This is a genomic window from Pedobacter heparinus, from assembly GCF_032678725.1.
Lineage (GTDB): Bacteria > Bacteroidota > Bacteroidia > Sphingobacteriales > Sphingobacteriaceae > Pedobacter > Pedobacter heparinus_A.
In genome coordinates, this window is record NZ_JAVTSC010000022.1 from 50,731 (window position 1) to 61,721 (window position 10,991).

The 10,991-nt window shown below is 43.4% G+C and carries 8 protein-coding genes; 4 read left to right on the plus strand and 4 right to left on the minus strand.

The window, feature by feature from the left end; translation table 11 throughout:
- Positions 1–37 precede the first annotated feature (37 nt).
- Positions 38–4,126 carry a two-component regulator propeller domain-containing protein gene (locus tag R2Q85_RS23435; RefSeq protein WP_316814240.1) on the plus strand — a complete coding sequence of 1,363 codons (4,089 nt, stop codon included), beginning with the start codon at positions 38–40 and terminating at the stop codon, positions 4,124–4,126.
- A 164-nt stretch (positions 4,127–4,290) separates the two neighbouring features.
- Positions 4,291–4,854 carry an RNA polymerase sigma factor gene (locus tag R2Q85_RS23440; protein WP_316814241.1) on the plus strand — a complete coding sequence of 188 codons (564 nt, stop codon included), beginning with the start codon at positions 4,291–4,293 and terminating at the stop codon, positions 4,852–4,854.
- A 50-nt stretch (positions 4,855–4,904) separates the two neighbouring features.
- Here R2Q85_RS23440 and R2Q85_RS23445 read toward each other — a convergent pair whose 3' ends face one another.
- From R2Q85_RS23445 to ettA, 4 genes are all read right to left on the minus strand, one after another.
- Positions 4,905–5,279 (minus strand): hypothetical protein, encoded by a 375-nt coding sequence (locus tag R2Q85_RS23445; protein WP_316814242.1) that lies wholly within the window; start codon positions 5,277–5,279, stop codon positions 4,905–4,907.
- A 123-nt stretch (positions 5,280–5,402) separates the two neighbouring features.
- Positions 5,403–6,452, minus strand: a complete 1,050-nt coding sequence (locus R2Q85_RS23450; protein ID WP_316814243.1) for an alpha/beta hydrolase — start codon at positions 6,450–6,452, stop codon at positions 5,403–5,405.
- A gap of 121 nt (positions 6,453–6,573) precedes the next feature.
- The gene (locus R2Q85_RS23455; RefSeq protein WP_316814244.1) at positions 6,574–6,981 is read right to left on the minus strand and encodes a DUF4890 domain-containing protein; all 408 of its coding nucleotides are present in this window, start codon (positions 6,979–6,981) and stop codon (positions 6,574–6,576) included.
- Positions 6,982–7,139: 158 nt separating this feature from the next.
- On the minus strand, positions 7,140–8,816 hold the full coding sequence (gene ettA, locus R2Q85_RS23460) for an energy-dependent translational throttle protein EttA (protein WP_316814245.1): 1,677 nt from the start codon (positions 8,814–8,816) through the stop codon (positions 7,140–7,142).
- A gap of 185 nt (positions 8,817–9,001) precedes the next feature.
- On the opposite strand from ettA, the gene R2Q85_RS23465 reads away from it, so the two are divergent.
- A complete protein-coding gene (locus tag R2Q85_RS23465; RefSeq protein ID WP_316814246.1) occupies positions 9,002–10,144 on the plus strand; it encodes a FecR family protein in 1,143 nt (380 codons plus the stop codon).
- Between the two features lie 25 nt (positions 10,145–10,169).
- The coding region (locus R2Q85_RS23470) for an STN domain-containing protein (protein WP_316814247.1) at positions 10,170–10,991 on the plus strand (822 nt) is incomplete at its 3' end.

Here is a 10,991-nt window from a genome sequence, read left to right on the forward strand (position 1 = left end):
TGTTTCGTTATTTTAGTCATCTAGAATTCCAACTGACGTGCTTAAAGCCTTTTTATCCTTTCTGTTGCTCTACTCCGTTCTTTGCATAGGTGCTCCCGTAGATCCTCCCACTGTGCGTCATTTAGGTATAGAAGATGGGCTTTCCAATAATTTTGTACGTTCTGTTTATCAGGATAAAAAGGGTTTCTTCTGGTTCGGGACCAAAGATGGACTAAGCCGCTATGATGGTTATGGTTTCAAGGTATTCAGGAACCAGATCAACGATAAACTTTCACTGGTCCACAACATCATACATACCATTAACAGTGATGCGGACTATAATCTTTGGATCGGTACCCGGCAGGGGCTGAGCGTTTATGATGACTTGAAGGGAACATTTACAACGGCAAGTTTCCGTAATTTTACAACAGGAAAGGTCGCTCCAATCACTAACGTAATCAGGGAAATCGTTCCGGGCCCTCAAAATACCATGCTCATCGGCACCGAGGGGCTGGGTTTATTGATCAGTAAAAGAGGCTCCGTTGTTACTGAACAGGTTCCGCTGATTTTGAATGATATCCAGACTACTTCTTATGGTGTTCAGTCGGTAAAAGTAGAACGGAACGGCAGAGTATGGGTATTTGCCCAGAACCTGGGCCTTTGTTATCTGGATCCTCTGAAAGGCAAGCTCATTCTTTGCGATACGAAAATAGGACTCGCGATAGCTATGGCCGTAACGGCTCAACAGGTTTTTATCGGAACTTTTAACGGGCTATACCGTTATGACATCGCAAAAAAAGAAATGGTATGGGTCCCTGGTTCGCAGAACGAACTTGCAGGCAAGATCGTTTCCAGTATAACCCTGGATAAAGATGGTGATCTTTACCTGGGCACTAACGGAGATGGCGTGTATCACTATAATCCGAAAAATGATACTGCAGCCCCATTGGCTGTGGGGAGCAATGGTGACAGGCTGAACGGAGAACAGATCTTTTCGATATTCATAGACCATAATTCCAGGAAATGGATCGGAACTTCTTTTAGCGGGGTGACTGTTGTGGATCCCCTTAAGAAGACGTTTAGAACATGGTCACAAAATCCCGGGAACAATTCTTTTCAGGGCAACGCCATCTCCGCATTCCTGGAAAGACCAGGGGGAGGGCTTTATATCGGTACGGATGGAGCGGGCTTGCGCATATGGGACAGAAAAACTGATCGGTTTACCAATTTCAGGCGATCTGCAGATCCCAGTTCGGTTTCTTCTGATCTCATCACTTCCCTGATTTCCGATGATAAGGGACAAATCTGGATGGGCACTTTTACTGAGGGGCCTAACCGCTTTGATCCGGCTACAGGAAAGTTTAGCCGCTATCAGCTGATCAATCCACATACCGGTGCAGAGATGAAGGTTGCCTTTACCGTTTTTGAGGATGCAGACAAGGATATCTGGGCAGGAACATTGCGCAGGGGAAGTTTTTTCGGGGCACTTTACAAGCTGAACAGGCTAACGGAAAACTTTGAGCTTTTCGATTTAAGACTGAGCGATCTCTTTACCATGATGCAAACCAAAAAGGGTACCCTATGGGGAGGCACCCTTACCCAATTGGTTAAGATTGACAAAGGGGGAAAACGTCATGTTTTTTATGATGTAGGCTATACCGTCAGGGCAATCTATGAAGACAGTGAGGGCTTGCTTTGGATCGGAACCGAAGGAGGCGGACTTATTTTATTCGATCCGGTAAGCGGGAAATCAATAGCTCGCTTTACTACCGCAGAAGGACTTAGCAACAATTCGGTATTGACCCTTATTGATGACGACCAGGGAAATCTTTGGATGAGCACCTATTATGGAGTATCTGCAATGAACCTGAAGAAACGGACTTTCAGAAATTTTTACCAAAGCGATGGATTGCAAAGCAACCAGTTTCAGGTAAATGCCGGTATCAGGCTCAAATCCGGAGAGATCGTTTTTGGCGGCATAAAGGGCTTCAGTATTTTTGATCCACACCAGATTGTCCCGGCCCGTCCTCAACCAAACCTGCTCCTTACGGACCTGAGCATTAACAACATTCCCTTAGAAAAAAAACCTGATCTGATCTTAGATGCGGATAAGGAGACGATAAAGGAGATCAGGGTGCCTTACGACCAGGCAGTATTCTCATTTGGTTTTACTGCGCTTGAATATTCATCGCCGGACAAAATTTCTTACCAGTATATCATGGAAGGCTGGGACCGTGGATGGAACAATTCAGGAACGGTGAGAAAAGCAACCTACACACATATTTCTGAAGGTAGTTATGTTTTTAGGGTTAAGTGTACAAATGCTGCGGGAACATGGGGTAAAAAAGAGATCGCCCTAAAAATTACTGTGCTGCCCCCATGGTACAGAACCTGGTGGGCCTATTTCGGATACTTTTCCGTTATCGCCGCCCTGCTATATACTTATCAGCGTTACAGAACGGCCCAGACGAGGTTGGAATATGAGGTGCGGCTGGAACGTATTGCCCATGAGAAGGAAAGGCTGATCAATGAGCAGGAAAAGGCACTTACGGAAAAACGCATGTCCTTTTTTACCAATATATCCCACGAGTTTCGTTCTCCGCTCTCGCTGATTATTAATCCTATTAATGATCTCATCAGTAAAGACACTTCCAGCGGACAGGAAAATGCAGAGCTGAATATGATACAGCGTAATGCCAAAAGGATGCTTACCCTGGTTGATCAGCTGCTGCTTTTTAGAAAGGCGGACGCTGGCTTTGATGACATCAAGGCTTCCAGACTGAACCTGGATAAACTAAGCAAGGAGGTTTACCTCTGTTTTACCCAACAGGCGGCCTCAAATGACATTGATTACAGGTATGAATCTGTTGCCAATGATGCAGTAGTATATGCAGACAGGATCAAGGTGGAGATCGTACTTTTTAATCTCCTTTCCAATGCGCTGAAATATACCCCAAAAGGTGGTAGGGTAACTGTAAGGCTTAGCGAAAAAGGTCAGGAACTGGTGCTTACGGTAGCGGATTCCGGCCCTGGTATCCCAGACACAGCCAAAGATCGGATATTTGAGCGTTTTTATCAGGTTGAGCGCAAGGATGGCGTGTATAAATCGGGATTTGGAATAGGTCTTTATTTAGCTAAGCAATTTATGGAGTCGCATTCCGGAACGATCTCTTTTGAAAATAGCAGCGAGGGGGGAAGCATTTTCCGCATCAGTCTGCTTAAGGGTACGGGACATCTGGATGGGATGCTTAGCCTGGATGACCATAAGGAATCCGATTTATTTGATGAACTCACTGCCGAAGATCAAAGCGAACAATCGGAGAATGAACTGATCAGCCTTGAAACCAGTCTGGTCAGTGACAGGCAATCCATTTTGGTGGTTGATGATGAAAGGGATATCAGAAAATACATTATTGGGCTATTTAAGAGTACCTATACCGTATACGAAGCAGAAAATGGCGCGCAGGGACTTGAGCTTGCGGCAGAGAAGCTTCCAGACCTGATCATAACTGATTACAGGATGCAGGGGATTGACGGGATTGAGCTCTGTCAGAAAATCAAGTCTAATCCTACGCTTTCCTATATCCCTGTAATCCTCCTTACGGCCAGTTCATCCCAGGAGATCAAGCTCAAGAGCGTTCATGGGGGTGCAGATGATTATATCAACAAACCCTTTGAGCGTGAATATCTGGTTGCCAGGGTTGCCAACCTCCTGAAAAACCGTAACAACCTGCAAAATTATTTCTTTAATGAAATCACACTTCAATCCAATTCAGTGGTGGTCTCTGAGGAATACAAGAAATTTCTGGACACCTGTATACAGGTTGTAGAAATGCATCTGACGGATTCTGATTTTGGTATCAAAGCCCTCGCAGAGGAAGTAGGGATGAGTCACTCTACCTTGTATAAACGGGTGAAATCCATTTCCGGGCAATCGGTAAATTCGTTTATCAGGTTCATCAGGCTTCGTAAGGCCGCAGAACTAATGATCAACTCAGATCATAATGTAACTGAGGTAGCATTCAGGTCTGGATTCAATGATGCCAAATATTTTGGAAAGCAGTTTTCCAGGCTTTTCGGGTTAAATCCATCAGAGTTTATCAAAAGACACAGGAAGTCTTTTAACAAACGGTACAAAATTAAATAAGCATGCTTCAGTATTTGATCATTTATCCCGGTTCTTATTCTGAAAACAGGACTTTATTGGTGTGCTAAATCGGTTAGGCGAAAATGCACTCCTATTTTATGAATTTATACTCATCGTTTTTTTGCCTGCGATGCATCTTCGTATCAACCAAATATTGATATGTTATGATGTCTGAGAAATTGATTGCATTATGGGATGGCTCACTTGCCGGAAGTCAAAAGGATTATGGAACCCTGCACGCCAAACTTTATCCCAAACTATTTGTATATGCATCAAAGATGCTCAATGATGATGATCTTGTTGACGATCTTTTACAGGACCTGTTTGTTAAGTTCTGGGAAAACAGGGAAAAGATCGGGGCAATAAAAAATATTGAGGCTTATTTCTATAGATCCACCCGATCAATCGTGCTAAATTACATCCGTTTGAAAAAACACCGCGATTCAAAACTGGTTCTTATGCCACCGGCTGAGCACGTTTTCTCTACCGAAGATATTATCGTTTCAAAGGAATCCAATAGCCTGACAAAGGAGTTGGTGTTATCGGCGCTAAATTCACTCCCTGCAAAACAAAGAGAGATACTCAATATGAGGTTCTATGATGAGCTTAGTTATCCGCAGATCGCGACAGTACTTGGAATCCGTTATCAATCTGTTATCAACCACGTTTATCGTGCAGTACAATCATTGCGGCAGGTCTCGGAACTGTCGGCTGTGTATGCTGCTTAAAGCACCGTATAATCAAAAGAGCTTCCCGTATCTTATGGTTCACTATATGATCAGCCATGCCACCTCGGGAAATCGATTTTCCTCACCAGCAATACCTCTTCATTTCTTAAGCTTAAATATCCCATTTCGTAACAGAAAACATAAGTGGCTCCTTTGCCGGTATGGTAGATGCCGGTAAAATAGCTAAAGTCGAAGCCTTTGTCTTGTAAGGCTTTCCTGCTGACTTTGGATTTTCCTGTAGTGTTTAAGGTTTGGAGGATGTGCCTGTTTTTCTGAAGGGTTTTATGAGTTGTTTTAACCAGGCTGCTGCGGTTTGTATAATTGTTATTGTTGTAGGCACTGCGGCAGTGGTCATCGCAGAATTTTTTATCTGAGCGTCCTTTGATAGTCTCCTTACAATGAAGACATACTGTTTTTAGATTCATTGTTCTTAAGTTAATTATTGTGAATCTAATTTTTTTTGAAGATTAGGTGGTCAAAAACGGGGAAGAAAATTTTTCAATTAGATGGCTATACAGTTGGATATAACGAGTGGGTATTTCATTATTTTACCTTTTTACCTGTTCTGATAAAAATTGCAATGATTTTTGCAGCGCTAACTGCCCATCTTTTCCATTCAGGTTAAACTGGTATTCGTGGGGTAAGGCTGGTTGGTGGTCTTTAGTGAAAAACAAGCTATCTACTTTTACACCCAGACTGTTTAACCTTGCTGCCAAGGCATGTGAATGTATGGCCAAAGGATCATCATTACCTACAGAGATAAAGGTAGGAGGAAATGCAACTGTAACTTTTTTGGTTATGGAAATGGAGTTAAAAGCGGGATTGTTGCTAAAGTGCTTATCTCCGGTAAATGACCAGAGCACAGTTTTTAAAAACCAGGCAGAACTCCCCTTCAGTGTGATCAGACTAAAATCGTATGCACCGCAATACAGCAATGTAGCTGCGAGCTCAGTATTGCTTAAAGAAGGTTCTATGTTTATTTCCCTAGCATAATCCCTGTTACTGATTACTCCAGCCATTTGGGCAGCAACCTGTGCGCCTCCGGAATCACCTGCAAGTATAAATCTGGAGGGGTCAATGTTATATTTCCAGGCATTTTTTTTGAGAAATGCAATGGCCTGGTTTACCTGGAACAATTGTGTAGGGTACGTGCTTGCCGGCGCCAGAGAATAATTTATTGCCGCTACGATATAGTTTTTGCCTGCGAGTATTTTGCAATAATTTCCAACATATTCTTTACTGCCTGCAAGCCAGGCACCACCGTGAATCCATACAATTACCGGGAATGTGCCACTGTCGCCCTTAACTGTGGCGGGCGAATAGATGTCCAGCTTCGTGTCTGGATTGGAGGTGTTGGTGTAAGGAATGTTAAGCTGCCGGGCAATTCCTTGCGGTACAAAGGGTTCGAGTGCGAGGTTTGTTGCTTTGCCGCCTTTGTTAAATCCATAACGGATGAGCATGGCGGAGGGCCAGGGGCTCAATTGCATGGTGATAAAGGTAAGGGACATCAATAATACTATTATGCCGAGGGTCCAGATCAGCACCGTCCGGCTGTGTCGTTTTTTTGGTAAAGGATTGTTTTTGTTTTGCTGGTTCATTTTGGAGAAGCTGTTATCCTTCAAATATAAATTTAATGAGGTTAAGTTCAGCATCCAAAAAAAAGCGACAGCTCACACTGTCGCTTTTTAATCACCCTCACGATATCTCCATTCAGTTTTATTATATTTTTTCTGTTGCCGGGGCTTTTCTTTCCGCTCTTTTGCCCTGTTTTTTAAACGATTCGGCTCTTTTAGCTTTTAGCTTCTGGTAAGTTTTGCGCTGATCCTTATTTAAAATGCTATTGATCTTTTGATCTCTTTCGTCCATGGAGGCTTTCATGGCTGCCCGGTCTGGTCTTTGGCCTTTTGTCCGGCTACCTTTTGCCTTGTTCATGCCTTCCAGATTGATCGCATAGATTTTTGTTTTCTGATCTTCAGTAAGCGAAAGCTGTTTTGCTAAGGCGTCTGTAAAGTGCTGCGCTCTTTCTTCGGGAGTTTTACGCGTTCTTTTGGTGCTGTCTTGTTGTTGTGCGAATGCCATGGTACCCATACCGATGAATAACATAGCGGTAAAAATTAATCTTTTCATATGTGCATGTTTCTTTTGTTGTTAGGGTATAGATAACATCCCTGTCTGATGGTTTAATCCTACAAGTGTTAAGAAATGTTAAAAGAAGGGCATTGGACATGAAAAAAAGCGACTACTCAACTTAATGAACAGCCGCTTAATATAGGATAAGCTTATGCTTAAGCCAGTTTTTTGTATTTAATCCGGTGCGGGGTTACATCGCCCAGGCGTTTTTTACGGTTTTCTTCGTAATCGCTGTAATTGCCTTCAAAGAAGTAAACCTGCGATTCGCCTTCAAAAGCAAGAATGTGTGTACAGATGCGGTCGAGGAACCATCGGTCGTGACTGATCACTACAGCGCAGCCACCAAAGTTTTCCAGGGCTTCTTCCAGTGCACGCAAAGTATTTACATCGATATCGTTGGTTGGCTCATCCAGTAGCAATACATTGGCGCCTTTTTTTAAGGTAATGGCCAGGTGCACACGGTTGCGTTCCCCACCGGATAAGATGCCTACTTTTTTCTGCTGATCACCGCCATTGAAGTTGAATTTGGAAACATAGGCCCTGCCGTTTACGGCCTTGTTGCCCAGTTGGATATTATCCAATCCATCGGTAATGTTCTCGTATACTGTTTTTTCCGGATCAAGATCGTTGTGTAGTTGATCTACATAACCTAATGCAACAGTTTCTCCAACGCGGAAAGTTCCGGCGTCGGGAGTTTCCTGTCCGGTGATTAAGCGGAACAAGGTAGTTTTACCCGCACCATTTGGTCCAATAATCCCAACTATGCCCGCAGGAGGTAAAGAAAAGCTCAGGTTTTCAAAAAGGATCCTGTCTCCATAAGACTTGGTCACTTCATTGGCCTCTATCACTACATTGCCTAACCTTGGTCCGGCAGGAATAAAGAGTTCCAGTTTGTCTTCTCTTTCTTTTCCGTCTTCTGAAGCAAGTTTGTCATAGTTGGATAGACGGGCTTTGGATTTGGCATGTCTGGCTTTTGGCGCCATGCGTACCCATTCCAGCTCACGCTCCAGCGTTTTCTGGCGTTTGGATTCTGTTTTTTCTTCCTGGGCAAGGCGTTTTGCTTTCTGATCTAACCAGGAGGAGTAATTGCCTTTCCATGGAATACCTTCGCCACGATCCAGTTCCAGGATCCATCCGGCTACGTTATCCAGGAAGTACCTGTCGTGTGTTACGGCGATAACAGTCCCTTTATAGTTTTTCAGGAATTGTTCCAGCCAGTCTATGCTTTCTGCATCAAGGTGGTTGGTAGGCTCATCGAGCAGCAATACATCTGGTTCCTGTAACAGCAAGCGGCACATGGCTACCCGGCGGCGCTCACCTCCCGATAATACGGCGATTTTGGTCTCCGGATCCGGGCAGCGTAGCGCATCCATGGCGCGTTCCAGTTTGGCATCTAATTCCCAGGCGTTAACAGCGTCTATTTTATCTTGCAGTTCGCCTTGCCTGGCCATCAATTTATCCATTTTATCGGCATCAGAATAATTTTCTTCTAAGCCGAATGCTTCGTTAACCTCTTCATATTCCTTCAGGATCGCAGTGATTTCGGCTACGCCTTCTTCTACCACCTCTCTTACGGTTTTATTTTCATCAAGCACTGGTTCCTGGGCAAGATAGCCTACTGTGTAACCCGGAGAGAAAACGACTTCTCCCTGGAAGGATTTATCCAGGCCGGCAATAATTTTTAAAAGTGAAGATTTACCGGATCCGTTTAAACCGATCACGCCAATTTTGGCGCCATAGAAAAAAGACAGGTAAATATTTTTTAAAACTTGTTTTTGGGGTGGGTAAATCTTATTTACCCCTGCCATCGAGAATATAATCTTTTCGTCCATGCTTGGTATTTCGTATAATTAAGGCAAAGATAACAAAGGTTATGGAAACTCATATTGGTTATGAATTTCGCATCGGCGACGTAAACGTAAATACAATTCGTATATTGGTTCCGAATTTATTTTAAAACCATCTACTACCTGGGCGCATGTTAACTGTTATTTATTACTACACGACTTAATGATTAATGAATAGGAAAGAAGCGCAGGAGTTATTTGACAGGTATGCAGCAAATTTATGTACTCCGGAAGAAAGGACAATTGTAGAACGATGGTATCAACAGGAAGCTGACAGTCAGGAATTGCCTGATGTGAAAAATATCAGCACTATAAAAGAGGAGATCTGGACCGGCACTTTGCTGCAGGCGGGATTGCCGAGGCGCAAGCCTGCACTCAGGGTTTGGCTGCCTGCTGCAGCCGCGATATTAATTTTTTTAAGTGCAGGATTTTATTTCCTGGTTTTGAAGCAGCAGGAAATACCTGGCTCAAATTACGTTAAAGAAGATGTAGCACCAGGGGGAAGTAAGGCTGTGCTGGTACTGGCGGATGGTTCAGAGATCATTTTAGATCATGCAAAAAATGGCACATTGTTAAGCCAGGGCAATGTATCCATCAATAAAACTGGTAACGGACAGCTCAGATACAATATGCTGAAATCCGGACAAGGTGCCGCAGGCAAGCTCCCTGCTTTGAATACCATATTAACGCCAAGGGGCGGACAATACCATATCATTTTACCTGATGGTACCCGGGTATGGCTAAATGCTTCTTCATCTATTAAATTTCCAATGGTATTCTCGGGTAGGGAACGAAATGTTGAAATTACCGGGGAAGCGTATTTTGAAGTGGTATCAAACCCGGCCATGCCTTTTATTGTGAAGGCAGGTGAAACAAATATAAGGGTATTGGGCACACATTTTAATGTGATGGCTTATGCGGACGAGCAAGGGGTAAATACGACCCTGCTGGAGGGTAAGGTAAAGGTTTCGTCCGGGAACACTGTAAATGTGATGAAGCCAGGCCAACAGGCCCTGGTTTTGAACGGGACAATCAATATCACAACAGCAAATGTTGAAGAGGCTGTTGCCTGGAAAAATGGTTACTTTTATTTTAAGGATTCGGATATTAAAACCGTTATGCGCCAGATTTCAAGATGGTATGACGTGGATGTGGAGTATAAAGGAAGCTTACCTGAAACTGTATTTTCGGGAAAGATGTACAGAAATGTGAATATGTCGAAAGTACTTGAGGTTTTAAGTTATTTTAAAATTGATTATAACATAACAGATTCTAAAATTCATAAAGGAAAAAAGACGATATTGATACTTTAACCGGTTTGCAAACTTATTCATGGTTATGAAATTAATAACGGTATTGATAACCATATTTTTTATTTACAGCAGCAAAGGATATAGTCAGATTACGCTTAATCAAACAAATGCGCCTTTGGAAAGCGTATTGCAGTCCATTGAAAAACAAACCGGATACGTGTTTTTGTATACGGATAAAGGGCTGACTAAGATAAAGATCACAATACATGTTAAAAATGCGCCGATTGAGGTAACGCTGAAGGAGTGCTTCAAAAACCTGCCTTATACCTTTAAGATCGTCGAAAACAATATCCTGCTAAAAAAAGAGGATGATATTGCTGTATTGCCTGGAACAGCAGCTGTCGGATCGGCGATCCAATTACAGGGAACGGTGAGTGATGGTAAAGGTATGGCCCTGTCCGGGGCAACGATAAGGCTGGAGCACAGCAGCATTGGCACAATTGCCAGTTCAGACGGTACATATACCATTCGGGTTCCGGATGCGGAAGCGGTGCTGATTTTTTCGTATGTAGGTTTCGTGACGAAAAAAGTAAGACTTAACGGACTGGCTAGACTGGAGGTGAACCTGACGGAGGATGCGGCTGCTTTTGCAGAAATCCAGGTGGTGGGTTATGGTATTCAGAAAAGAGCCAATGTGGTAGGGGCCATTTCCAATATTAACATGAAGGAACTTAGAAAAGCAGCCCCTTCAAATTTGAGCAATGCGCTCGGGGGCCGTGTTCCTGGTATAATTAGCAGAATGGGAGATGGAATGCCGGGGGGCGTTCAAAATAGATTCTCGAATGGGGACGCTGATGATGCACAGATTTACTTACGGGGAAGAGCCACTATGAACAATACAAGTGCC